Annotated in this window: 22 protein-coding genes and 1 tRNA gene; 9 read left to right on the top strand and 14 right to left on the bottom strand. The window is 60.5% G+C overall.

All coding sequences use genetic code 11. From position 1 onward, the window contains the following. The first annotated feature begins 1 nt into the window (after position 1). On the top strand, positions 2-871 hold the full coding sequence (gene hflC, locus ACEWMW_RS06480; RefSeq protein WP_409413076.1) for a protease modulator HflC: 870 nt from the start codon (positions 2-4) through the stop codon (positions 869-871). Positions 872-995: 124 nt separating this feature from the next. Then, positions 996-2,522, top strand: a complete 1,527-nt coding sequence (locus ACEWMW_RS06475) for a Do family serine endopeptidase (protein ID WP_409413075.1) — start codon at positions 996-998, stop codon at positions 2,520-2,522. A 15-nt stretch (positions 2,523-2,537) separates the two neighbouring features. On the opposite strand, the gene ACEWMW_RS06470 is transcribed toward ACEWMW_RS06475, so the two are convergent. The 7 genes from ACEWMW_RS06470 to metX all read right to left on the bottom strand — a co-directional run bounded on the left by ACEWMW_RS06470 (position 2,538) and on the right by metX (position 8,659). Continuing rightward, positions 2,538-4,724, bottom strand: coding sequence for a transglycosylase domain-containing protein (locus ACEWMW_RS06470; RefSeq protein WP_409413615.1), 2,187 nt, complete (start codon positions 4,722-4,724; stop codon positions 2,538-2,540). Positions 4,725-4,816: 92 nt separating this feature from the next. Continuing rightward, positions 4,817-5,218: a peptide-methionine (R)-S-oxide reductase MsrB gene (gene msrB, locus ACEWMW_RS06465; protein WP_409413074.1), complete on the bottom strand. Its 402-nt coding sequence runs from the start codon at positions 5,216-5,218 to the stop codon at positions 4,817-4,819. Positions 5,219-5,261: 43 nt separating this feature from the next. After that, entirely contained in the window at positions 5,262-5,933 is a 672-nt protein-coding gene (locus tag ACEWMW_RS06460; RefSeq protein WP_409413073.1) for a glutathione S-transferase family protein, read from the bottom strand. 75 nt (positions 5,934-6,008) lie between these two features. Next, entirely contained in the window at positions 6,009-6,470 is a 462-nt protein-coding gene (locus tag ACEWMW_RS06455; protein ID WP_409413072.1) for a hypothetical protein, read from the bottom strand. Between the two features lie 71 nt (positions 6,471-6,541). Next, complete coding sequence (locus ACEWMW_RS06450; RefSeq protein ID WP_409413071.1) at positions 6,542-6,892, bottom strand: hypothetical protein; 351 nt, start codon at positions 6,890-6,892, stop codon at positions 6,542-6,544. A 56-nt stretch (positions 6,893-6,948) separates the two neighbouring features. Beyond that, positions 6,949-7,551 (bottom strand): methionine biosynthesis protein MetW, encoded by a 603-nt coding sequence (metW, locus tag ACEWMW_RS06445; RefSeq protein WP_409413070.1) that lies wholly within the window; start codon positions 7,549-7,551, stop codon positions 6,949-6,951. Next, entirely contained in the window at positions 7,544-8,659 is a 1,116-nt protein-coding gene (gene metX / locus ACEWMW_RS06440) for a homoserine O-acetyltransferase MetX (RefSeq protein WP_409413069.1), read from the bottom strand. Before metX ends, metW begins: the two co-directional genes overlap by 8 nt. 98 nt (positions 8,660-8,757) lie before the next feature. On the opposite strand from metX, the gene hisC reads away from it, so the two are divergent. The 3 genes from hisC (at position 8,758) to ACEWMW_RS06425 (ending at position 11,342) form a co-directional block, all read left to right on the top strand. After that, positions 8,758-9,876 (top strand): histidinol-phosphate transaminase, encoded by a 1,119-nt coding sequence (hisC, locus tag ACEWMW_RS06435; RefSeq protein WP_409413068.1) that lies wholly within the window; start codon positions 8,758-8,760, stop codon positions 9,874-9,876. After that, positions 9,873-10,784, top strand: a complete 912-nt coding sequence (locus ACEWMW_RS06430) for a prephenate/arogenate dehydrogenase family protein (protein ID WP_409413067.1) — start codon at positions 9,873-9,875, stop codon at positions 10,782-10,784. The genes hisC and ACEWMW_RS06430 overlap by 4 nt, the downstream gene beginning before the upstream one ends. A 162-nt stretch (positions 10,785-10,946) precedes the next feature. Then, entirely contained in the window at positions 10,947-11,342 is a 396-nt protein-coding gene (locus ACEWMW_RS06425) for a hypothetical protein (RefSeq protein ID WP_409413066.1), read from the top strand. A 156-nt stretch (positions 11,343-11,498) separates the two neighbouring features. Here ACEWMW_RS06425 and ACEWMW_RS06420 read toward each other — a convergent pair whose 3' ends face one another. The 6 genes from ACEWMW_RS06420 to ftsE all read right to left on the bottom strand — a co-directional run bounded on the left by ACEWMW_RS06420 (position 11,499) and on the right by ftsE (position 15,478). Beyond that, positions 11,499-12,050, bottom strand: a complete 552-nt coding sequence (locus tag ACEWMW_RS06420) for an MOSC domain-containing protein (protein WP_409413065.1) — start codon at positions 12,048-12,050, stop codon at positions 11,499-11,501. Positions 12,051-12,067: 17 nt separating this feature from the next. Further along, positions 12,068-12,295, bottom strand: coding sequence for a hypothetical protein (locus ACEWMW_RS06415; RefSeq protein WP_409413064.1), 228 nt, complete (start codon positions 12,293-12,295; stop codon positions 12,068-12,070). A 292-nt stretch (positions 12,296-12,587) separates the two neighbouring features. After that, positions 12,588-13,268, bottom strand: coding sequence for a lysophospholipid acyltransferase family protein (locus ACEWMW_RS06410; RefSeq protein WP_409413063.1), 681 nt, complete (start codon positions 13,266-13,268; stop codon positions 12,588-12,590). Between the two features lie 10 nt (positions 13,269-13,278). Beyond that, a complete protein-coding gene (locus ACEWMW_RS06405; RefSeq protein ID WP_409413062.1) occupies positions 13,279-13,809 on the bottom strand; it encodes a YdcF family protein in 531 nt (176 codons plus the stop codon). Next, the gene (locus ACEWMW_RS06400; protein ID WP_409413061.1) at positions 13,806-14,741 is read right to left on the bottom strand and encodes a cell division protein FtsX; all 936 of its coding nucleotides are present in this window, start codon (positions 14,739-14,741) and stop codon (positions 13,806-13,808) included. The genes ACEWMW_RS06405 and ACEWMW_RS06400 overlap by 4 nt, the downstream gene beginning before the upstream one ends. After that, entirely contained in the window at positions 14,738-15,478 is a 741-nt protein-coding gene (gene ftsE / locus ACEWMW_RS06395; RefSeq protein ID WP_409413060.1) for a cell division ATP-binding protein FtsE, read from the bottom strand. Before ftsE ends, ACEWMW_RS06400 begins: the two co-directional genes overlap by 4 nt. 156 nt (positions 15,479-15,634) lie before the next feature. On the opposite strand from ftsE, the gene ACEWMW_RS06390 reads away from it, so the two are divergent. Next, complete coding sequence (locus ACEWMW_RS06390) at positions 15,635-16,492, top strand: MJ0042-type zinc finger domain-containing protein (protein WP_409413059.1); 858 nt, start codon at positions 15,635-15,637, stop codon at positions 16,490-16,492. Positions 16,493-16,508: 16 nt separating this feature from the next. Here the strand turns inward: ACEWMW_RS06390 and ACEWMW_RS06385 are convergent, their stop codons facing one another. Next, entirely contained in the window at positions 16,509-16,730 is a 222-nt protein-coding gene (locus ACEWMW_RS06385) for a hypothetical protein (protein ID WP_409413058.1), read from the bottom strand. Positions 16,731-16,957: 227 nt separating this feature from the next. Between ACEWMW_RS06385 and ACEWMW_RS06380 the strand changes: the two genes are divergently transcribed. From ACEWMW_RS06380 to ACEWMW_RS06370, 3 genes are all read left to right on the top strand, one after another. Further along, a tRNA-Leu gene (locus ACEWMW_RS06380) sits at positions 16,958-17,044 on the top strand. A gap of 405 nt (positions 17,045-17,449) precedes the next feature. Beyond that, positions 17,450-20,410: a S8 family peptidase gene (locus ACEWMW_RS06375; protein WP_409413057.1), complete on the top strand. Its 2,961-nt coding sequence runs from the start codon at positions 17,450-17,452 to the stop codon at positions 20,408-20,410. An 80-nt stretch (positions 20,411-20,490) separates the two neighbouring features. Beyond that, positions 20,491-23,076: an EAL domain-containing protein gene (locus ACEWMW_RS06370; protein WP_409413056.1), complete on the top strand. Its 2,586-nt coding sequence runs from the start codon at positions 20,491-20,493 to the stop codon at positions 23,074-23,076. The last annotated feature ends 38 nt before the right edge of the window (positions 23,077-23,114 follow it).

Genomic DNA, 23,114 nt, shown 5'->3' with positions numbered 1-23,114 from the left:
GATGAGCAATATCTGGCAAACGCACAAGATGTCGATCATCGCACTTTTCGCGCTGGTGCTCGTCGCGCTCAGCACGGTGGTGATCATTCCCGAAACGCATCAGGCGGTGAAGATCCGTACCGGTGAACCGGTAGCCGTGATCAATCGTTTCGAGCCGAACGAGCCGTTCGGGAGCACCGGCGCAGGCCTGTGGTATCGCATTCCGATTATCGAGCGGATCCAGACTGTCGACCGACGCATTCTCGATCTCGACATGGAGCGCGAAACCGTGCTCTCGAACGACCAGCAGCGCCTCGAAGTGGACGCCTATGCCCGCTTCAGGATTTACGATCCGGTGCTGTTCGTCGAACGTGTAGGCAGCGAAGATTTGCTGCGCGGACAGCTGGCACAGATCCTCACCTCAGTCTTGAGGCAGGAACTGGGTCGCCGCACTTTCGCTTCGCTGCTCACAGCTGAACGCGGGAATGCAATGAACAACATCCGCGATGCGCTTGATACGCAGGCTCGCCAGTACGGCGCGCAGGTACTCGACGTGCGGATCAAGCGCGCCGACTTGCCGCAGGGAACGCCGCTGCAAGCAGCGTTCACGCGGATGGAATCGGAACGGCAAGAGGAAGCCGAAACGATCCGTGCCGGTGGTCGCCGCGATGCGCAGATTATTCGCGCGGAAGCGGAAGCCGAAGCGGCAGAGATTTACGCCGACGCCTATAACAAGGATCCGGGCTTCTACGATTTCTTCCGCGCAATGGAGAGCTATCGCCGTACCTTCGGCCCCGCTCGCGCAGGCGAGAATGCTGAAAACGTGGGAGAAAGCTCGGTAATCTTGTCGCCTGACAATGAATATCTGCGTCAGTTCCGCGGGGGTCGCTAATCCGCAACCGACACGACAATTACAAGTGTCGTTCAAAGCCCGTTAAGCGCCCGGGCGCTGTATCAGCGGGCAGAATTGTGGACTGCACGTCAGTAACCAGAACACTCGGAAGGAAGCCTTACTCGTGCGATATGTATATGGATTGACATCGGCGCTGCTGGTGGGCGGCGCGGCTATCACTCTCACCACCGGATATCCGGCCGGCGCTCAAGTCGCCCAGAATGACGATGCGCGTATCTCGTCGGTAGTGCCTCGCGCCGGCGCTCCGGCAAGCTTTGCCGACCTGACACAGGCGCTTCAGCCGGCAGTGGTCAATATTTCGACCCGCCAACGGATCGAAGTCCAGACCAACTCAAATCCCTTCGCCGGGACTCCCTTTGAGAACTTCTTCAATCGGCGCAATCGCCAACCGCAGCAGCCGCAGACACGCGAAGCGCAATCGCTCGGCTCGGGCTTCTTCATTTCGTCGGACGGATATGTCGTGACCAACAATCACGTCGTCAGCCCGACCGGTCGCGGTACGGTAGAGGAAATCACCGTCACCCTGCCCGATGGGACAGAGTATGATGCCACGCTGGTCGGTGCAGACGCCGATTCCGATCTCGCAGTGCTGAAGGTCAATCGCCGCGAGGCCTTCCCCTTCGTCGAATTCGGCGATTCGAGCCAGGCGCGCGCGGGCGACTGGGTGGTTGCGATCGGCAATCCCTTTGGCCTGGGCGGAACTGTGACCAGCGGGATCGTCTCCGCGGTGCTCCGTAATACCGGCCAGGGCGGCGCCTATGACCGCTATATCCAGACCGATGCGGCGATCAATCGCGGTAATTCGGGCGGCCCGCTGTTCGACATGCAAGGCAATGTGATCGGCATTAACAATGCGATCTTCTCACCTTCGGGCGGCAGCGTCGGGATCGGCTTTGCCATCCCGGCAGAGATCGCAGCCCCGATCGTTGAACAATTGCGGCGCGGCGAAGAAATCGAGCGCGGTTACCTTGGCGTGCGCATCCAGCCGGTCAACGACGACCTGGCAGATGCTCTCGGGCTAGAACGCAGCAGCGGTGAATTCGTGCAGATGGTCGAACCCGACGGCGCAGCAGATCGCGCCGGGATCCAGGCCGGCGACGTGGTCGTGGAAGTCAACAACCAGACGGTCACTTCGGAGCAAACGCTGTCCTACCTGATTGCAAACACCCCTCCGGGTTCGCGTATCCCGATCGAGCTGTACCGTGATGGCGAGCGCCGGACGGTCACGGCTACTGTCGGTCGCCGTCCGAGCGCGGAAGAGATGCGCCAGTCGCAGATGTTCGATCCCGATGCGGAACCAGAGGAGCCGGAAGGCGATTCGAGCACGATCATCGAGGAACGTGCCGGCCTCCAGGTGCTGGAACTTACACCGGACATCGCACGCCAACTGGGCGCTGATACGGATACCGTGGGTGTCGTGATCGGTGCGGTCGATCCGAATGCCGATGCGGGCCGCAAGGGGCTGCGCCGGGGCGATATCATCCTGAGTGCCGACTACCGCGAAACGGGGTCGATCCCAGCTCTAGAGGATGCGATCCGGGCGGCCGACAGCGATGATCGTGACGCGATATTGCTGCGCGTCCAGCGTCGCGGCGGCGCTGCGCAATACATTCCGATCCGGTTGCGCTAGTCCTCGCCAGCCCGGCTAGTTCTGGGGAATTTCGATAACCCTGACGCCGCGTTCCTGCCGGGAGCGCGGCGCATCTTCTCGCCTCAGCGCAGCACCCTGCGTTTGCCGGGGCGCACTGCGGGTCGCTTCATCGAGGAAATTCTCATCCACTGCGCGCGGCGCGGGTGCCGGTGCAGGCCTGATCGCGCCGGTCGGGTCGACGATCGTCCCCGGCGCCTGCTCGCCTTCGACGGGGAATGGCAGCGAGCCTGGCTCGCGGCTTCCGCCTGGTTCGATCAAATTGCCTTGCTCATCGATGAAGTAATAATCGTCGGGCTCACCGAAGAGATATTCGTCATCGGGCTCCAGCTGCCATTCGGGCAGTTTTACTTCGGTATCGAATTCCTCAACCGGACGATCTTTCACGGCATGACGCATGAAGGCGGCAAAAGCCCGGGCTGGCGCGGTGCCGCCCTGCAATCCGCGTACCGCGCGGGCATCGTCGCGCCCCATCCACACGCCGGTGGTAATCCCCGAAGAGAAGCCAAGGAACCAGCCATCCTTGTTTGAATTGGTGGTGCCCGTCTTACCTGCTACGGGCCTGCCGATCTGCGCCGCGCGACCGGTGCCGGTATTGACGGTGGTCTGGAGCAGGTCGGTAATCCCGGCCGCTACGTAGTCGGGCACCAGTGCTTTCGCGGTTCTACGCGGTTGACGATAAAGCTCTGTGCCGTCGGCTGCAGTGACCTTGACGATCCCGTAAGGCTCAACCGACTGGCCCTTGGCCGAAACCGCCGCAAACGCGCGGGTCATGTCGATCACGCGGACTTCGGAGCTGCCCAGCACCATGGCGGGAAAGGTCGATATGGAGGTGGTAATGCCGAAGCGCTTGGCCATTGACGCGACGGTGCCGAAACCCACTTCGTTGCCGAGCTGCGCGGCCACCGTGTTTTTTGAATAGGCAAAAGCGCTGCGGACATCGATTTCGCCCGCATACTGCCCGTTGGAATTCCGCGGGCTCCATCCGTCGATCGTGACCGGCGTATCGACCACAAGGTCGTCGGGCGTGTAACCTGATTCCAACGCCGCCAGATAAACGAACAACTTCCAGGCCGAACCCGGCTGACGCAGGGCGTTGGTCGCGCGGTTGTAGTTGGTTTCGACGTAGTCGGTCCCGCCCACCAGCGCGAGAATTGCCCCATCGCGGTCGAGACTGACCAGCGCACCCTGTGCCCCATCGGGAGTATTGGCCTGGATCGCTGCGGTCGCCGCGCGCTGCATGCCGACATCGAGCGTCGTCCACACTTCGATCGGCTCGAAAGTTTCGGGCAGCAGCAGATCAAGCTGCGGCAAGACATAGTCGGTGAAGTAACGGACTGAATTCTGCGATACCTCCTCCTTCAGATTGACCGCGGAAATGTCCACCGCCGCTTCGCTTGGAGAGATCCGTCCCTGCTCGCGCATAAGGCGCAGGACAACGCTTGCCCGCCCGACGGCAGCATCGACATCGGCAGTCGGCGCATATCGCGAAGGCGCCTTGACCAGACCGGCAATGATCGCAGCCTCGGCTGTCGAGAGCTCGGTGGCGGGATGACTGAAGAAGCGCCTGCTTGCGCTATCGACACCATAGGCCCCGCCCCCGAAATAGACCTTATTGAGATAAAGCTCGAGGATCTGCTCCTTGGAAAACTTCATCTCCATCGCCATCGCCAGCAGCGCCTCGCGCGCCTTGCGGTCGATCGTCCGGTTGGAATTGAGGAAAAGGTTTCGTGCCAGCTGCTGGGTGATGGTGGAAGTTGCGCCCAGGCGCCGGTCCCCTGTCACCCAAACAACAACCGCGCGCGACAGTCCGATGGGATCGACGCCGAAATGCGAATAGAATCGGCGATCCTCGACCGAGATCATTGCATCCTTCATTACCTGCGGGATCTCGTTGTAATCGAGCCACCTGCCATAGCTCGGTCCGAGTTCGACGATTTCGGTGCCGTCCCTTGCGCGCACGACAATCGTCTGCCCGACCTGCGTCGCTTTTAACTGGTGGTATCCCGGAAGCGACCGCATCGCGAAGGTGACCGCCAGCCCAAGACAGATGGCACCGAGTACCGCCAAAACGCCGGTCCAAAGCGCAAGACGCTTCAGCCGGCCGGGCCAGCCGCGCTCGCGCTTATCACGCTTGCGCGCCTTGGTATCGGCTTCGCGCCTGCGCCCACCGCGCTTGGTTATCTTACGACGCCTGTTAGCCACCTTGCCTCATCCGTAATCCGGAACTGCGGTGCATAGGCGAGTTGTAACCGCGCGTGAACGGTCTAGCGCGATCAATCCTCTGGTTTGAAATCGAGCGAGGCGCTGTTGATACAGTAGCGCAGGCCGCCGGCCTCGGATGGTCCGTCGGGAAAAACATGGCCGAGATGGCCATCGCAATTCGCACAGACCACTTCGGTGCGGATCATGCCATGCGAGGTATCGCGGTGCTCAGTAATCGCTTCGCCCTCGGCAGGCTTGGTGAAAGCGGGCCAGCCGCAACCGCTGTTGTACTTTGCATCGCTGGCGAACAGCAGTGTGCCGCATCCGGCGCACCGATATTCGCCGTCGTCATAGTGTTTGTCATACTGACCGGTGAAGGCGCGCTCTGTCCCCGCTTCACGCAACACATGGTACTGCTCCGGCGTGAGCTTCTCGCGCCAATCGGCGTCACTGATCTTCTTTGCTTTCGACATCGAAATCTCCTTGCCCGATATATGGGGCCGTGCCGCCAAAATCCTATACGTCGATCTCGGCATAGTGCGCCGGGGGCTGCACCACTTCCATCCGCTCGGTCAGCAGAGGCCGGAAGCTCGGGCGACTCTTGAACACCGAATACCAGCCCCGCGTCTGTTCGTGGCCCTTCCAGTCGATCCCGCCGAGATAGTCGGCAACCGAGATCTGCGCTGCCGCAGCCAGGTCGGCCAAGCTCATCGTCGAGCCCGCCAGCCAGGGGCGGTTGTCGATCAACCAGTCGATATAGTCGAGATGGCCGTGCGCCATCTTCATAGCCTCACGCAGCGCGCGCGAATCCGGCGGCTGGCGCAGCACGATCCGCTTCTTCATCCGCTCGTGCAGGAGCGGCGCGGTAACATCGAAGAAGAAATTCTCGTCGAACAGTGCGGTAAGCCGGCGGATTTCAGCACGCTGGACTGCCGTGCCGTTTATCATCGGCACGCGTTCGACCGTCTCTTCGAAGAATTCGCACATCGCCTGGCTATCGCAAAGCACGATTCGCTTGTCGGGATCATGCAGAACCGGCGTACGTCCCGCCGGATTGAGCGCGAGAAAGTCCTCGTTGCCTTCCCACGGATTTTCGCGTTGCAATTCGAAGGCAACGCCCTTTTCGCCCATCAGGATGCGCAGCTTGCGGCTGAACGGACAAAGCGGGAAATGGTGCAGGCGCCACATGACCGGTTCTCATGCCTCAAGCCGCCGCGCGCGTCTATATAACAGGAGGCCGAGCGCGCAATTTTCGTCGCAAAATCAGCTCTCAGGAGCGATATCGCGCGGCAAGGCGTCTTTCATCCGCTCTGCCATGTCGCGCAGCGCGGGCATCATCGCTTCGATCCCCTGCGCCATGGATGCCATGGCAGTCATGGCGCGCGGAAGATTCTCGGCGATTTGATCTGGCACCTGCTCGGCCTCGGGAGCAAGTTGGCGCAAAGTTGTATCTTCGGGGACTTCCTCAGCCAGATCGATACCTGCATCTGCGACCGCATTGGCAAGCGGAGCCAAGGGCAGGTCGAGCAGGATTTCGCTCAAGGTCGCAATTGTCGTTGCCAGTTGCTGCTGGGTTTCGGGATCGCCGAGCCGATCGATCGACTCGCTATCGATGACCGGCTCGGCCGCTGCCGCAAGGTCCGGATCGACCGTTTCTATCTGCGCCAAGGCAGGCACAGGCGCCAGCATGGCAATAGCCGCAAGAATGGAGACAGAATGGCGCATAGCGAACCCTTTCGAACAATCGAATCGTGCGACTGTGGCTAGCGGATCTCCGCTGACCCGATCGTGAACGGCTAGATTCCGCTCGCGTCGAGCAATGCGAGGCAGGCCGGCATGGTTTCGACGATGCGGCCATCATCAAACAGGCTCTGCGCTTCGGCGGATAGCAATGCGGCGACCGAGTCGCGATCGAGACCCGTTTCGTCCATCAGCTTCGCCATGCTCTGCACCATGAACTCGCGCCCGCGTTCCTCAAGCTTCGGGAACTGCATTGCATCAGCGTTGCCGATTTCCTGCCCATGCGAGACCAGCGCGAAAGCGGCCGAACAGCGCAACGCCGCCTGCTGCTCGAGCGAAAGCTGCGGCGCGGCCGGCGCAGACTGGGCCAGAAAGATTGCAGCGAAGAAGAATGTCGGATTGATCATGTCGTAACGCTTATCCCGGCAAAGCTGAATGAATCCCTCACAGGCGCCCAGCCATCCTATTTTGAGACTTCAAATAGCGCATACTCGGCGCGCCAATTGGCTCCCGGCCCTGTAAGCGGCCGCTCGCGCGTGAAGAACCATTTGCGGTCGATTGAAATGCCGAGCTGCGCAGCCAGTTCCTCGAAATCGCGCACTGTCACATGGTGGATGTTCTGCGTCTCATACCAGCTCACCGGCAGGTGACGCGTCACGGGCATACGCCCACCGACAAGCAGCGCCCGGCGCATGCGCCAATAGGCGAAATTGGGGAAGCTGATGAAGGCGCGGCGGCCCACCCGCAGCAATTCGTCCAGCATGTGATCGGGGCGGGTGGCAGTCTGCAAGGTCTGGCTAAGGATGGCATAGTCGAATGCGCCATCGGGATAGAATGTGAGGTCGCAATCGGCATCGCCCTGGACCACCGACAAGCCGCGCGCAACGCAGCGTTCGACCAGTTCGGCATCGATCTCGATCCCGCGCGCATCGACCCGCTTTTCCTCGACCAGCGCAGCCAGCAGTGCGCCATCGCCGCAGCCCACATCGAGCGCGCGTGAGCCCGGCTCGATCCGTTTGAGGATCGCCTCGAGGTCGGGGCGCAGATTGCTCGCGCGCTCAGCCATCGAGGAAGCCCTTCATGACCCGGTCGAGCGCGGGCACATCAAGCAAGAAACTGTCATGGCCGTATGGCGCGGAAAGTTCGACAAAACTGACCGCTGCCCCCGCTGCATTGAGCGCGTGGACAATGTGGCGGCTTTCGGCCGTGGGATAGAGCCAGTCGGTATCGAAACTGATCACGCAGAAGCGCGCCTTGCTTTGAGCAAAGGCGCCGGCAAGCGTGCCGCCGTGTTCTTCGGCGAGATCGAAATAATCCATCGCGCGGGTGATATAGAGATAACTGTTGGCATCGAAGCGCTGGGTGAAACCGCTCCCCTGGTAACGCAAATAGCTTTCGATCTCGAAATCGGCTTCGAAGCCATAGCTCTTTGCACCCGGCGTGCCATCGGGTGCCTGCTGGAAGCGGCGACCGAACTTCTCGGTCAGGCCTTCTTCGGAGAGATAGGTAATATGCGCCGCCATCCGCGCCACCGAAAGGCCGGCGACCGGCGCTTCGCCATCGGCATAGTAGTCGCCGCCGCGCCAGTTGGGATCGGCCATGATCGCTTGCCGTCCCACTTCGTGGAAAGCGATATTCTGCGCCGAATGCCGCGCCGTCGTAGCGATCGCCAGCACCCGCTCGGTCCGCTCGGGGAAGTTGGCCGCAAGGCTCAGCGCCTGCATCCCGCCCATCGACCCGCCAATCACGCAATAGAGCTTCTCGATCCCCATCGCATCGAGCATCGCGACTTGCGCGCGCACCATGTCGCGAATGGTGATGACCGGGAATTGCATACCCCAAGGCTTGCCATCGGGTCCCTCGCTGGCCGGGCCGGTCGAGCCCATGCAGCTGCCGATCACATTCGCGCAGATCACATGGAACTTGTCGGTATCGACGACCTTGCCCGGGCCAACCGACTGCTCCCACCAACCGGGCTTGCCGGTGATCGGGTGCGGGCTGGCGACATATTGATCCATTGTCAGCGCATGGCACATAAGGATCACGTTCGAGCGATCCTCGGCCAGCTCGCCATAGGTTTCGTAGGCAATCTCGACCCGATCGAGCACGGCCCCGCTGTCGAGCGGCAGCGGCTGCGGCAGCACGAGGCTGTTCGAGGGAGACGCGCTGTTCATTGTCGGCGGCTGATTGAGCGAGCGGAGGGGCACTGTCAATCTGCCCTGCCGCCAATCGGCTGTGCCAATCATACTGTCCAAGGCGCGGTAAAGCCGCTATGCGCGCCGCCGTTATGCAAGTGCGGCCCGTCATCAAGCCCTGGATCGAGGGCATTCATGCCTATGTGCCCGGCAAGGCCAAGGCGGACGATGGCCGCGTGCTGGTCAAATTGTCTGCCAACGAGAACCCGCTGGGAACAAGCGAAGCGGCGCTGGAGGCGATGCGCAAGGAAGCCGGGGCACCTTCACGCTACCCCGATCCGCAATCGGCCACATTGCGCCAGGCACTGGGCGAAATGCACGGGATCGACCCTGCGCGGGTCGTCTGCGGCACGGGATCGGACGAGCTGCTCAACCTTGCCGCGCAGGCCTTTGCCGGTCCGGGCGACGAAGTGCTGTTCTCGCGCTACAGCTTCACGGTGTACGACATAGCGGCGCGGCGCTGCGGCGCGACACCCGTCGAAGCCCCGGACAAGGACTACGCCAGCGATGTCGATGCGCTGCTGGCGGCGGTGACCGAGCGCACGCGCGTGCTCTTCCTTGCCAATCCCAACAACCCGACGGGTACATTCATGCCGCGCGGGGAACTGGCGCGGTTGCATGCCGGATTGCCCAAGGACGTGCTGCTCGTGGCCGACCAAGCTTATGCCGAGTATCTCAAGCCGCATGAAGACGACGGCGGGATGGAGCTTGCCGCAAGCCACGAGAATGTGCTCGTCACTCGCACGTTTTCCAAGATCTATGGCATGGCGGGCGAGCGGATCGGCTGGGCGACGGGCGCGCCGCACCTGATCGATGCGCTGAACCGAATTCGCGGGCCGTTCAATGTGACATCGTCCGGGCAAGCAGGCGCGCTCGCAGCATTGGGCGACCAGGCTTTCGTCGAGCAATCGCGCGCGGCCAATTCCGAAGGGCTGGACAAGCTCACTTCCGAGGTGGAGGCGCTGGGCAATCACGGCCTCAGGGCCATCCCCAGCAAGGCCAATTTCCTGCTGGTGCTGTTCGAAGGCGCGCTGGGAGCCGAGGCGGCGCTGGCCGGATTTGCCGATGCGGGCTACGCCGTGCGCGCTCTTGCCGGTCAGGGGCTACCGCAAGCATTGAGGATCACCATCGGAACGCCCAAACAGATGGATGAGATCACGAACACTCTTCGGGCGATGGCGGAGCAGGCCGGATGACTATCAAACGCGTCGCCATTGTCGGGCTCGGCCTGCTGGGCGGCTCCCTGGGCCTGGCGCTCAAGGAATATTGCCCGGATATCGTAACCACCGGCTATGATTCCGATCCCGAGACGCGGCGCCGCGCCGCAGAGCGCGGACTTGCCGGCACGATCTGCGAAAGCGCGAGCGGAGCGGTCGCCGAAGCCGACCTGGTGGTGATGTGTGTGCCCGTCGGTGCGATGGGCGCTGTCGCGACCGAGATCGCAGATGCGCTGCCGCGGCAAGCGATCGTGAGCGACGTTGGCTCGAGCAAGGCTTCGATCCATGCGGCCATTTCCGCAGCCCTTCCCGAACATATTGTGATACCCGCCCATCCGGTTGCCGGGACCGAACAGAGCGGGCCGGATGCGGGCTTTGCCTCGTTGTTCCAACACCGCTGGTGCATCCTGACGCCGCCGGACGATGTACCGGAGGAGGCCGTCGCCGCATTGCGCACCTTGTGGGAAGCGCTCGGTGCCGAAGTCGAGATCATGAGCGCCGAGCATCACGACCTGGTGCTAGCCGTCACCAGCCATCTGCCTCACCTGATTGCCTATACGATCGTCGGCACTGCGTCCGACCTTGAGGACGTCACGCGCGGCGAAGTCATCAAATACTCCGCCGGCGGTTTCCGTGATTTCACCCGCATCGCTGCGAGCGACCCGACCATGTGGCGAGATGTGTTCCTGAGCAACAAGGATGCGGTGCTCGAAATGCTGCAAGTGTTCAGCGAGGACCTGACGCGGCTCCAGCGTGCGATCCGCCGCGATGACGGTGATGCGCTGTTCGAGCTATTCTCGAAAACCCGCGCGATCCGGCGCGGCATTATCGAGATGGGCCAGGACGACGCGCGTCCCGACTTTGGCCGCTCGGATCATGAAGGGTAACCTTCCGCTAATGGTGCGGGAGGAGGGCACACCCGCCTGACCATTTCCGCTGATTGATTGACACCTTCGCTTTCTCCGCTCAGGATAGTCTCACAACAAGAACAGAGTCGCAATTTGGGTCGCTGACTGGACGTAGTTTCGCGTCTTAGACAGGGGACTCAAATGAAAATCTTCACCTCAACTATCGCGGCCGTGGGCCTAGCTGCAGCATCTTTGGTTACAGCCACGCCGGCACAAGCGCAGTCCGAGAACGCTGCAATCGTAATCACTGGCGAAGATTGCGCCATCTTCCTTTTTCGCCCTTTTATGCCACCCCTAATCTTAACAGGTGGCAATAGTCGTTACGTTGGGACTAATTCTGGTAGCGTCCGCTATACATGTCATGTCGATGTTGCGCCGGAACAGATTCCGGAAGAGACAATCAATGTCGACCAACCATGCCTTGGCGGTCGCAATGGCGAGTTAGTCGAGGGAATTGGTCGGGTAGTGATTACCAAGGGCGGCAGGGCTCTCACCACATGCCTGATTAATGGATCGGCCAAGGTTATCGAATTCTGAGTAGGCGGCACGAAGGGTGATCGGAATGCCTTGCTCGATCAAGGCTTCCGATTGCTTATGCCGGATGTTCGATTTGCTGACGTGCGGGAGATCGCTAGTTTGCTGGGTACGGATCGGGACAGACATTCCGACCGCACCCGACAAGCGAGCTCTCCACTAGACCCTCTGAAGCGCCTCATGCGGTTTGGGAGGAAGAATGACATCAATTGCGTCACCCTTCTTTACCGTGCCACCTTTCCGAACCACCGCCATCACACCGGTCTTGAGTATTGGCGGCGCGTCGGCTCGTGGCTCGACCATCTCCTTGAGCAGACCGGCGCGGAAGGCTTCGATCTGCTTGCAGGGGTTGCGCAGGCCAGTGATTTCAACCTCGGCCTCGTTCCCGAACTCGAGGAAGGCGCCTCGAGGGAGGTTGATCAAGTCGATCCCGGAGGTGGTGATATTCTCGCCAAGACCGGCGGGCGCAATCTCGAAGCCGTGTTCTTGCAACTCGTTGAATAGTTCCGAAGCGATCAAGTGCACCTGGCGCAGGTTGGGCTGGGATGGGTCGACCATGACGCGGGAGCGATGCTTGACCGTCTTGCCGCAATGCGCGTCACCTTCGACGCCAAGGCCTTCGAGCAGAACGATCTCGCTGACAAGTTCCTTTGAGAAATTGTGCGCCCCGTCGCGGGCCACCGCAACAACCGTGACCGTCTGCTCAGCCATTGAGCGCATTGATGGCTTCATCCCTGCGTTCCGCGAAAAAACTCGGTCTCAAGAACTTGGATGTGACCCATCAAATTGTCATCGAAATACATGATGGATTCCACGAGCTCCGTGATGTTCTCAACCGGCCAGCCGAGATAAATAAGTTTATTGGGAGCATCGTCGATGATCCGCATCTGCCACCCAACTGGGAATTCAGGTTGCAAAAATTTCTCGATACTTGAGTGATCGATGATCATTGGCATCGTATTGAAGCTTACCAGATAAGATATTTTGTCCTCTATCAATATAATGCAGTAAACGTTGCTCCGAATTCGCTTTCTCTCGAAGAAAACCTGGCGATCTTCAGTAAAGTCACCTATGCTGTCAAAGAATTCAACTATCATCAGATCTGGGTCTCATAGTTAGGTAGACTGTCCTATCTTTAGGACCTGTCAGATAGATTCTATCGTCAATGAGTTTCACACATTTTCGCCATTTCAAAGCGTTGACGACGGCTTTCACGGTAAAGCGAAATTCGAATATCCGCGTGATGTCTCACCCATTGAGCGCATTGATCGCAGCGTGGACCCGAGCCTCGACCTCTTCGCGCGGGAGGCCGGGCGGTATCGGCTCGCCGAACTTGTAGGTGATCGTGCCGCGCTTCTTGATGAGGTGGCGATAGAGCCTGCCGCTATCCACCGCGACCGGCACCACCGGCAATCCAACCAGCTTGTAAAGCCCGGCGAACCCGGCCCGTAGCGGGGGAGTGGTTCCGGCAGCAACGCGCGTTCCCTCTGGAAAAATCACCAGCGGGCGGCCCTGCGACACGCGCTTGCGCGCCTCGGTAATCATCGCCCGCAAGGCGCGCGCGCCTGCTTCGCGTTCGACCGCGATCAGGCCATATATCGCTGCTGTCCTACCCCACCCTGGGATCTCGAACAGCTCCTGCTTGGCGAACACCGCAGGCAGCCGGAACAGCGCGGTCGTGTCGATCGCCTCGAAGAAGCTTTCATGCTTGACCGCGTATAGAACCGGTTCGTCGAGTGGCGCGCCTTCCATCTTCAGTTCGATGCCGAGCAGGCCGGTGACGCAGCGGCGATGCCAGCGGCTCCAGCCGTGGACCTGGGAGCGAAAGGCGTCGCGGCTGAATATCACCGCAATCAGCGAAGTGGTCACATAGTAGAATGTGCCAATGTAGAAGGCGATGTAGAAGGCTAGGCTGCGAAGGATGGCCATGGGTCGAACCCTAAACCGGCCAGAGGCGTGCCGCCACGCTGGCCAGCAGCTTGTTGTATTCGAGGAACAGCGCTCCAAACGTCGGCTCCGAAGGAACGGCATCACGCACAACGGTTACGCTGGGCGGCAGGCTTGCTTCGAGTTCCGCGGCAGCGCGGCGCATGTGCCAATCGGTCGTCACCAAGCGCAAGCGGGAAACTTCCTGGTCGACAACCCACAGCGTGGTTTCGGCAGCATTCCCGCGTGTGTCGACAGCGGCATAGCCCAGCGTCACGCAGCAGCGCATCAGGCGCGTGGGGACATTAAACTCGGCGGCGAATTCATCCGGCGTCACTTCGGGATCGACCCCGGTCACCAGCATCTGCGGAGCCTGCTTGTCCCGCAGCACTTCGAGGCCGCGATCAATCCGCCCGGCTCCCCCTGTCGGCACCACGACCGCATCGGTCTCCACTTCCCCGACGGGCTGGGGGAGCGCCCCGGCGAACCACAGGAAGCCGAATGCCCAAACAAGCACCAGAGCTGCCAGCACTCGACCGATCACAACATTCTCCTCAAAGCAGCCAGAACCGTTATCCGGGCTGTCAGAATTGCAATGGCAACGCCAGCAAAAGGTATCGCTGCGAGCAGGATCCAGTCGCTTAAGCGCAATCCGCCGCCTGCTACCATACCCGATTCAAGCGCCGCAAAGCGATCCCCGAGCGCCACCACCGCAACAAGGCCCAGGATAAGCCCCACGGTTCCGCCAAGTACCGCGTCGAATGCGATCGAACGCTGGAAAATCCGCGCGATCTGCTTGTCCGTGCCGCCGAGCAAGTGGACAATCTCGATGGTCTTGCGATTGGTCCCAAGCGCATTGCGCGAAGCCAGCCAGACCGCCGCGACGCTGGTCAGTGCCAGAAGCACAACCAGCGCAATTGCCATCCACTGCAAGGATGACAGCGCCGAGAATACAGGCGCAAGCCAACTCGATTGCGCGTCAACCCGGGCAGACGGAACTGCTGCCCGCACCCGCTCCCTGAGTTGTGCAACCGCTGCATCGCCGCTGCCCGAAACAAGCTGCACATCGATCAGTGCGGGTACGGGCACGGTGGCAGTCGTGTCTTCGCCCAGATCGAGCCAGGGTTCGATCAGTTCCTTCAGTTCGTCTTCGGGTACGAGCCGGGCGCTCTCAACCGCCTGATCGCTTTCGAGCAGCCGTAATAGAGTGTTGGCAGCGACATCACGCCGGGCCGGATTGGCTTCGAGCAGCTGCACCGTTGCGCCGCCAGCGAGCTCCCCGCGGGCGCGATCGGCCAGATTGTCCAGCGCCAATCCTGCCGCCGCCGCTATCGCGGTCAGTGCGACCATGATCGCGATGACCCATGGCATTGGCCCCGAAAGCCGCGCCTGCGGCACCAGCTGCGAGGCACGCTCGCCGCGAAACGGCTTGAGGCCGCGCTCGACCGCGCGGGCCAGGACCGGCGGCCCCTTCATGATGCTGTCTCTTCGCTTTGGCGCGGCGCTGGGCGAGGCGGATAGCGCAAGGCACCGGTCGGATCGGATAACCGACCGCGATCCAGTCGCATTATGAGCGAGGACTGCACGCGCTTGAGCAGGTGCACATCGTGCGTAGCGACGACCACAGTAGTACCGAGCCGGTTGAGCGCTTCGAACAGGCGCAGCAGCTTGAGCGCCATTTCCGGATCGACATTGCCGGTCGGTTCGTCGGCCACCAGCAGGTCGGGCCGCCCGATCACTGCGCGTGCAATCGCCACGCGCTGCTGTTCGCCGCCCGAAAGCGTCGCCGGACGCGCATCGGCACGGTGCCCCAGCCCGACCCATTCGAGCATGTCGGACACCGGCTGGTGCAAATCGCGTTCGCGCACGCCCGCCACCCGCAGCGGTAGCGCCACATTGTCGAATGCAGACAGGTGTTCGACCAGCCGAAAGTCCTGGAACACCACACCGATCTTGCGGCGAAAGCGCGGCAAGCTCTCTCGCGGCATGGTGATCACGTCCTTGCCGAACATCGAAATGATCCCGCGCGAAGGGCGCTGGGCAAGGTACAGCAGCTTCAGAAGCGAGGTCTTGCCCGCGCCGCTGGCTCCGGTGAGGAAGTAGAAACTGCCCGGATAAAGGGTGAAAGAAACATCGCTCAGCACTTCCTTGCCGGTACCGTATCGCAGGCCGACATTGTCGAACGAGACGATTTCCTGTGCCTCTCTGCTCATGCCGCAACATGCAGTCTGGTGTGGGGAAGATGCATCTGGAGCATGGTCGGGGCCGCTATAGCGACCCTTCGGTGTGGAAAAAAGCCACTCATCGCCCTTAGCTGGGGGTCCAAGCCTTGTTGCGATTCTCTCGCATGCCTAAAGCCGAACCTAGCCATGATCATCGCCTGCCCCGCCTGCCAGACGCGCTATGTCGTGCCCGACAACGCCATTGGCGTGGATGGTCGCACCGTGCGCTGCGCCAAATGCAAGCATAGCTGGTTCCAGGATGGCGCTTCGGCGGAAGGCGTGGTTGCAAGCGAAACGGTGGCCAAGGCAGCCGCGGTTCCGCCTCCGCCGCCCCCTCCTCCACCCCCGCCTCCGGCTGTCGAAGAACCTGACGCTTCTCCGGAAGCTCCGGAGACACAAAGCGAAGTGGTGGACGAGCCCGAAGCGGCCACGCAGGAGGAAGAAGTTCCTCCCCCGCCAACTACCGGTTTTGACGAACCCGAGCCCGAGCCCGAGCCGCCGGTAGTCGAACAGCCGGTTGACGATTACGGCTACGACGACGCTTCACGATTCGATTACGAGCCGCCGTTCAAGCCGCGCCGTAACCCGCTCAAGATCTGGACCGCTGCCGCAGCAGTCTTCGCTGTTCTGGCGCTGGGGACGATTGCGGCGGTCAGCTATTGGGGAATGCCCGACTGGCTACCAATCCAGCGGCCGACCTTTGCCCTGCAGGAGCCCGACCTGCAGCTCGAATTCCCGGCCGAGCAGCAGGACCGCCGGACCTTGGCAAACGGGGCCGAGTATTTCGGAGCCAGCGGCACTGTGACCAATACCGGGCGCGAGACCCGCGAAGTGCCGCCGATCCTGATCGTACTACGCGACCGGCGGGACCGCATCGTCTACAGCTGGGAAGTCACTCCGCCCAAACGCACTCTCGCGCCGGGCGAAAGCGTGCGGATCAATGAAGCTGTGACGGACGTGCCGCGTTCGGCAGCGATCGCAGAGATCGGCTGGAAACCGCGCTAAGGCGCGCTGATCCCTATCAGGTGAATTCGAACCAGGTGGTACCCTGCGCATCGCGGGTAACCGTAACCGCACCGCCGTCTTGGTTGGCGAGTTCCTGCAGCGAGGCGAAATCGAGACGCGGCGCGGCGATGATGCGCACCGAAGCCGTTGCACTTACCGCAACCGGCGACTGCGACTTCGGCGGTTCAGCCGCAGCAGCGGCCTGGGCCAGGATCAAGGCGATAACGCTTGAGGTCATGCAAGCAGTTCACGCTTTGGTAAGCATATTTGCAAGCGAACCGTTAAGGCTGTCCCCAAGCGAGACACGCGCCTGGTTGCGCGCATTCCCGACGTAGCGGAGGGGATATCAGGCCGGGAAGCGCGCATTGATCCGACATGGTCCAAAGTGCTTGCGGACCTGCTACCCTGTTGCTAGGGGCGCGCACCTACCACGGATGGGCCGATCAGGGCCCTCCAATGCGATGTGCGGTCGTGGCGGAACTGGTAGACGCGCAACGTTGAGGTCGTTGTGGCCGAAAGGCCGTGGAAGTTCGAGTCTTCTCGACCGCACCAAGCACCCCATCTCGCCCATTTTGATGAGCTGTTCACCGCGTCTCGGGAGCGGGGATCACCTCATTTCGGCCACAACGACCTCCAATCTCTCGATGACTGGCGATTCGGTTTCACCGCGATTTCCACACCGGATCTGGGCGGCGCGATTAACTTTCGCGAAATATTTTTTCGACTGTTCTGGACCCCCGAATTGCGCGTTTACCTGTTCTTAACTGCTGAAGCGCGCACGCTGCCAAGATTCGTGCGTTTCGCGATCTGACACATTCCTTCCTGCAGAGCCGGCAGACTTCCTAATAAATTAACCACTCCCATGAACCGAACTCCAATCGGTCCTGCGCCAATATACTCGGACATCAAACGCATGTGCGCGCTTGATCATGGAAACGAGCAGATCGGATGATTGGGATGAAACAGAAGCTTGCAACCACTGTAGCGACTATCGCCATTATGGCGTCGCTGGGCAGCACTGCATCTGCGCAGGAAACATCAGCCAACGCCTCAGGTGAGGTCGGTGGCGCTGTGTTCTCAACTAAGAGCCTCGATGGGGCCACATCAAGCGAGGTGATCGCCTATGCCGATACGGTCGATCCGCAGTATCGCAACATCGATCCGTTCTACCGCGACATCAATGCGTTCTGGAAGAACATCAGCCCCTTCTATCGTGACATCAACGCGTTCTGGAAGAACATCAGCCCTTTCTATGGCGATATCTCCGCATTCTGGGGTAACGTCGATGCAAACTGGAAGAACATCGGCGCGTTCGATGCCGAGTACCTGGCCGCAATCGGAACATTCTGGCAGGAAACTTCGCTCCACTGGAGCGCCACCAACGAGACCTGGAGCCTCCTCGAAGCGAATTCCGGCGATCCGCTGCTCGCCGCTCAGGTCCAGGCTATGCTGAATGACCTGGTGGCACGATCGGACGCACAGTGGGGCGCCGCTGTTACTGCCGAAACCGGTCTGTCTTTCGAAGAAGGTTTCGCGGCTGACGTTCTTGCGCGCCACGGGATAGATCTGAATGATCCGGCGACGCTCGCAGGCATGACCGCGGTCGAGCGCAACCTGTTCTTCCTGGATTGGCATGATTCACTCATGACCTATGCAGGTTTCGATCATGTCGATCACTGGATGGGTGCGGTCAACTGGACCCCGGCGGTTACGCAGCAACAGGGTGCTGGCGCTGACGCGGTTATCGGCATCATCGATGCGAACTTCTCGGCAGATCCGGACCTGGCTGATAATCTTGTGTGGTCAGGCGGAGATACTGCTGGCCTCAACGGCCACGGCGCAGCAGTCGCCAGCCTGATTGCAGCCGCGCATGACGGTGAAGGCGTTATGGGCATCGCGCCCAACACCACCATCACCGCTTTCAATCCATTTGATGCGACCGGGTCGGCAACGTGGGATGACGTTGCGACAGGCATTCTCTCGCTCAAGTCGAATAACAATTCCGCCTTGAACAATGTGCTGGGTCAGAATGTCCGCGCGAGCGTCATCAATCTGTCGCTTGGTGAGCCCGGCTGGATGCTGGCACCAGGCCTGGCAGAAGTGTTCTCTCGCCCGGCCGTAGCCGCGCACAACATGTCGACCGTCTATGTCGTTGCCGCGGGCAATGACGGAATCGTCCAGTTGACTGACGTAGAGTGGGACTTCCGTAACGAGACAGCGGTCATTTTCGTCGGATCGGTCAATCCGATGGGCGAAATCTCATACTTCTCGAACCAACCGGGCAGCACATGCCTGCTCGACAATGGCGTATGCCACGAAGGCAACGAACTGTACCTGCGGACCGTCGTCGCTCCCGGCGAGATGCTGCTGACTTCGGATGGCATGGGCGGCCTAACGCGCAGTTCTGGCACGTCTTTTGCCGCTCCGCTGGTTTCGGGTGCGATCTCGCTGCTGCATGACCGCTGGCCTTGGCTGACTTCCAAACCGCAGGAAACGACCGAGATCATCTTCCGCTCGGCGCGCGATCTTGGCGCACCAGGCCCGGATCCTGTCTATGGCTGGGGAATGTTGGACGTCACCGCGTCGCAGGCGCCGCTGGATTTCAACACGATGCGTTTCGTGCTCTACCAAAAGAGAGGTCGAATGTACCGCTCTTACAATATTTCCGCATCCGAGCTCATTACTTCGGGTATCCCGAATTGGTGGGAAAGTGACGACGTCTGGTTTGATATCTACGAAGATATCGGGACCACTTTCCGTGACTTCCTCGTCCCGATGTCGACGGCAGCGCAGGGACGACAGTACGCCGGGCTGCAAGGCGGCAGGGAATACATGCAGGAATTCGTCGCCGAGCGTTTCTCGCAGTGGATTCTCAGTGGCGGGACCGACAGCAATGGTGACGGCGTGGCCGGCTTCTCGCAAATCCGCTCGACCAATTCGAAATTCTCAAGCGGCTGGGCGCTGACCTATGATGCCATCCTTCCGCAATATACCGAAACCGGCTCGATGCAGCCGATTCACACGGCTGCAACGCTGAGTGATCCCAGCGCGACCGTTTCGCTGACACTGGGCCACGGCCAGGGAGCCATGGCGATCGCCGGCGGCAACTTTGGGCGCATGCAGGATTTTGACCGCAATAGCGGGGGCGTGAATCCGGTACTGGGATTTGCTTCGGGTGAGGCATTTGCCAAAGCGAACTACAAACTGGGGCTACGTACGACGATTGGCCTCGGTTTTTCCGAAAACCGTCAGAGCCATGACGAGATCAAGGGATTGACTCAGCTTGACCTCGCCACCCTGTTTGGCCGCGATGCGCACACCGCTGATGCGCTGACGTTCGACATCGAACACCGCGCCGCCAAGAACGTCACGCTGGGTGCCCAGTGGACCCGCCTGCGCGAAGACAACGCACTGTTGGGTGTCCAGACCAATTCGAGCGCACTGCTCGGTTCGGGATCGCGCACTGATGCCGTTACGCTTTCGGCATCGGTCGACCTGGGACGGGGTCTCACTTTTGATGCTTCGGCCACGGGCGGCCTTACTGCCACGGCAGATGGCAACGCCATCAATTCTTTGAACCGCTCGCTGAGCACTGCGGCTCAGATCACGGTCGGGAAACAGGGCCTGTTTGGCAGCCATGACGCCTTGCGCGTCTCGGTTGCCCAGCCGCTGAAAATCGAGTCGGGCTCGGTCGAATTGCGCAGCTTGACCGTTGTCGATCGCCAGACTGGCGAGCTGGGCGAAAAAGTCCATGAATTCAACATCGAAACCAAGCGCCGCGTGGTGGGCGAAGCACTCTATGCCGCTCCGATTTCCAGGATGGGCGAACTGGCCATCTTCGGTCGTTACGAATCTGAAGGGAATTTCGGGGTAGAGGAAAGCTATATCGTCGGGGGCAGCGTGAACATGAGATTCTAGAGCGAGGACAGAGTTCAGGGACGCAGAATCGCACCGCGATAGGGACGACGGGCCTCAAGGGCCTCAGGGGGTACAACAAGGTGGCAAAAGCAAAGCTCATAAAGGTAATGGCGCTCGGCGCGATGCTATCGATGGCGTCACCCCAGCCGCTCATGGCCCTGTCAGCCACCGCAGCCGACAAGCTCGAAGAAGCCAAATCGCTGATGATGGCCGATTCCGGCGCGGCGCTTGAACTGGCCCGCGAAGCGGAATCGCTGACCACCGAACAGACCGAAGAAGCAAAGAAAACTCGCCTCACTGCGCGCTGGCTGGAAGGCGAAGCGCTGATGCGCCTCAACCGGGCCCCGCAAGCAGCGGAGATCATCGAATCTGCATTGGAAGAAGCAGAGCGCAACTTTCCCGATAACAAGCTTTACGCTGACCTTTTGCGATCCAACGCCTCGCTGCACGCCAACCAGGGTGAGTATGGCACAGCGCTGGAATTCTTCCTCAAGGCACATGATCGTTACAAGGCTTTGGGCGAATCCCGGAGCCGGGCGATCGTATTGCAGAACATCGGTTCGCTCTACTCGGACGCACGCGACTATGAACGCGTCCTGCGTTACTATCGCCAGGCGCACGAGGCCTATGCCGAGGACGTTGCGCTTTCGCTGTCCGCTCACAACAACAAGGGCAACGCGCTCAAGGAATTGGGCCGGTACAAGGAAGCGGAACAGGAATTTCGCACCGCATTGGAATACGCCGGGAAAATGGAAAGCCCGATGCTCGAGGCGCGCATCCTGACTAATATCGCCTCGACCCAGTATCTGGATAACCGCTATGATGCGGCACAGGACACTGTGCGGCGCGGGCTTGCAATCAATGACGAGCAAGCGGCCCAGTGGCACCCGTTCCTTTACGGTGTGCGCGCGCAGGTCGAGCTAGCGCGGCGCGATCTCCGGAGTGCTGAATTCTACGTACAGCGCACCTTCCGCGGCCAGGACCTCGGCCAGACCTCACCCTTCTTCCGTGATTTTCACGAGACCGCGTTCCAGGTCTACTCCGGCCTTGAGGACTACCAGCAGGCTTCGCGCCATCTTGAAGCATTTCATCGTCTCGATGGCCAGGCGAGCGACCTTTCGGCAACCGCCAACAACTCGCTGCTGGCAGCACGTTTCGACGCCGAAAGTCGCGAACTGCGAATCTCCAAGTTATCGGCTGACAAAAGCGCAAACGAAGCGCGCCTTGCCAACGCCCAGCAACAGGTGATCTTGCTAAGCGTAGCCATTGCGCTGTTCATTGCCGCAATCTTTGCGATCCTTCTGGTGCTACGAACCGTGAATCGTTCGAAGCAGGCCATCAGCTCAGCCAACGCAAAACTGGTCTACGCGACCCAGCATGATGGATTGACTCGGCTGTTTTCGCGCGAGCATTTCCGCGAGTTGCTGGAGCAGGAGAATATTGCCTGCGCCGAGGCCGATGAGCAGGCCGTATTGATGCTCATCGACCTTGATCGCTTCAAACAGGTCAATGACATATATGGTCATGCTGCAGGTGATACGCTGCTGAAGATGGTCGCAGAGCGGTTCCGTCTCGCTGCCGGTCCCGACGCAGTCATTGGCCGGCTTGGCGGTGACGAATTCGGTGTGTTCCTGCCTCATCAGGTGGGCAAAGACGACGCATCGGTAGTTGCTGCGGAAATCGTCTCACGAATTGGCGAACCCTTCCTTATCGAAGACAAGGCGATCTCGATCGGAGCTTCGGTGGGTCTTACGGTCATCAACGGTGACGGCACCAACACGAGCACCCTGATGACCAATGCCGACCTGGCGCTCTACGAGGCGAAGGATCGCGGGCGCGGGACGCACGTGGTCTATCGCCAGAAGATGAGGCAACAGCTGGAGGAACGTTCCGACATCGAGAACGATCTGGCGCGTGCACTTGCCAATAACGAACTCTCGATTTCCTATCAGCCGATCGTCGGCGGCGGCAACCGCGATGTGATCTGCTATGAGGCGCTGATGCGGTGGGAGCATCCGGTGCGCGGTAACATTACCCCGGACGTTTTCATCCCCATCGCCGAGGACACGCTGTTGATCCAGCAATTGGGCGCGTGGATGCTGCGCACAGCCTGCAAGGAAGCGGCGACATGGCCTGACAATATCAAGCTCACGGTCAACGTTTCGACCTTGCAGCTTTCAACCAACGCTTTCCTCGCGACAGTGGTCGATGCGCTCGCCTCGAGCGGTCTTGCTCCCAACCGCCTGGTCCTGGAGCTGACCGAATCTATCGTTCTTGAAATGAATGACCAGCTCGAATGGCTCGTCAACAGCCTGAACGATCTCGGCGTGAAGTTCGCACTGGACGATTTCGGACGCGGCTATTCTTCGCTCAACTATATCGAGAAGATGCATTTCTCGATGATCAAGATCGATCGCGATTTCGTGCAGGCCGCAGCAGCAGGGTCGGAGCGCAGCAAGGCCATCGTATCTGCCATCGTTTCACTGGCGCAGTCGCTCGAAATTGACGTAACCGCCGAAGGTATCGAAGCCGAAGATCAAGCCGAAGCTATGAGCTTGCTGGGTTGTTCAAGCTTTCAGGGGTTCCTTTTCGGATATCCCGAACCCCGCGATGGCGCAGAGCAGGCGCAGATGACCGGGAATGTTGCCCGGCTCAAGGTCGCATAATAACGAAGCAATCGGGCGCTGCGGACCAGCGCGCGAAT

Source organism: Litorerythrobacter xanthomarinus, assembly GCF_046254955.1.
Taxonomy (GTDB): Bacteria; Pseudomonadota; Alphaproteobacteria; order Sphingomonadales; family Sphingomonadaceae; genus Qipengyuania_C.
Note: the sequence above shows the minus strand (reverse complement) of the source record. Positions and strands in the feature narration are given on the sequence as shown.

Excerpts from the sequence above, each read along its gene's own strand:
- hflC (WP_409413076.1), top strand. The coding sequence starts at position 2 with ATGAGCAATATCTGGCAAACGCACAAGATGTCGATCATCGCACTTTTC.
- msrB (WP_409413074.1), bottom strand. The coding sequence starts at position 5,218 with ATGTCGAAAGCAAAGAAGATCAGTGACGCCGATTGGCGCGAGAAGCTC.
- ACEWMW_RS06460 (WP_409413073.1), bottom strand. The coding sequence starts at position 5,933 with ATGTGGCGCCTGCACCATTTCCCGCTTTGTCCGTTCAGCCGCAAGCTG.
- ACEWMW_RS06455 (WP_409413072.1), bottom strand. The coding sequence starts at position 6,470 with ATGCGCCATTCTGTCTCCATTCTTGCGGCTATTGCCATGCTGGCGCCT.
- ACEWMW_RS06450 (WP_409413071.1), bottom strand. The coding sequence starts at position 6,892 with ATGATCAATCCGACATTCTTCTTCGCTGCAATCTTTCTGGCCCAGTCT.
- metW (WP_409413070.1), bottom strand. The coding sequence starts at position 7,551 with ATGGCTGAGCGCGCGAGCAATCTGCGCCCCGACCTCGAGGCGATCCTC.
- metX (WP_409413069.1), bottom strand. The coding sequence starts at position 8,659 with ATGAACAGCGCGTCTCCCTCGAACAGCCTCGTGCTGCCGCAGCCGCTG.
- hisC (WP_409413068.1), top strand. The coding sequence starts at position 8,758 with ATGCGCGCCGCCGTTATGCAAGTGCGGCCCGTCATCAAGCCCTGGATC.
- ACEWMW_RS06430 (WP_409413067.1), top strand. The coding sequence starts at position 9,873 with ATGACTATCAAACGCGTCGCCATTGTCGGGCTCGGCCTGCTGGGCGGC.
- ACEWMW_RS06425 (WP_409413066.1), top strand. The coding sequence starts at position 10,947 with ATGAAAATCTTCACCTCAACTATCGCGGCCGTGGGCCTAGCTGCAGCA.
- ACEWMW_RS06420 (WP_409413065.1), bottom strand. The coding sequence starts at position 12,050 with ATGGCTGAGCAGACGGTCACGGTTGTTGCGGTGGCCCGCGACGGGGCG.
- ACEWMW_RS06415 (WP_409413064.1), bottom strand. The coding sequence starts at position 12,295 with ATGCCAATGATCATCGATCACTCAAGTATCGAGAAATTTTTGCAACCT.
- ACEWMW_RS06410 (WP_409413063.1), bottom strand. The coding sequence starts at position 13,268 with ATGGCCATCCTTCGCAGCCTAGCCTTCTACATCGCCTTCTACATTGGC.
- ACEWMW_RS06400 (WP_409413061.1), bottom strand. The coding sequence starts at position 14,741 with ATGAAGGGGCCGCCGGTCCTGGCCCGCGCGGTCGAGCGCGGCCTCAAG.
- ftsE (WP_409413060.1), bottom strand. The coding sequence starts at position 15,478 with ATGAGCAGAGAGGCACAGGAAATCGTCTCGTTCGACAATGTCGGCCTG.
- ACEWMW_RS06390 (WP_409413059.1), top strand. The coding sequence starts at position 15,635 with ATGATCATCGCCTGCCCCGCCTGCCAGACGCGCTATGTCGTGCCCGAC.
- ACEWMW_RS06385 (WP_409413058.1), bottom strand. The coding sequence starts at position 16,730 with ATGACCTCAAGCGTTATCGCCTTGATCCTGGCCCAGGCCGCTGCTGCG.
- ACEWMW_RS06375 (WP_409413057.1), top strand. The coding sequence starts at position 17,450 with ATGAAACAGAAGCTTGCAACCACTGTAGCGACTATCGCCATTATGGCG.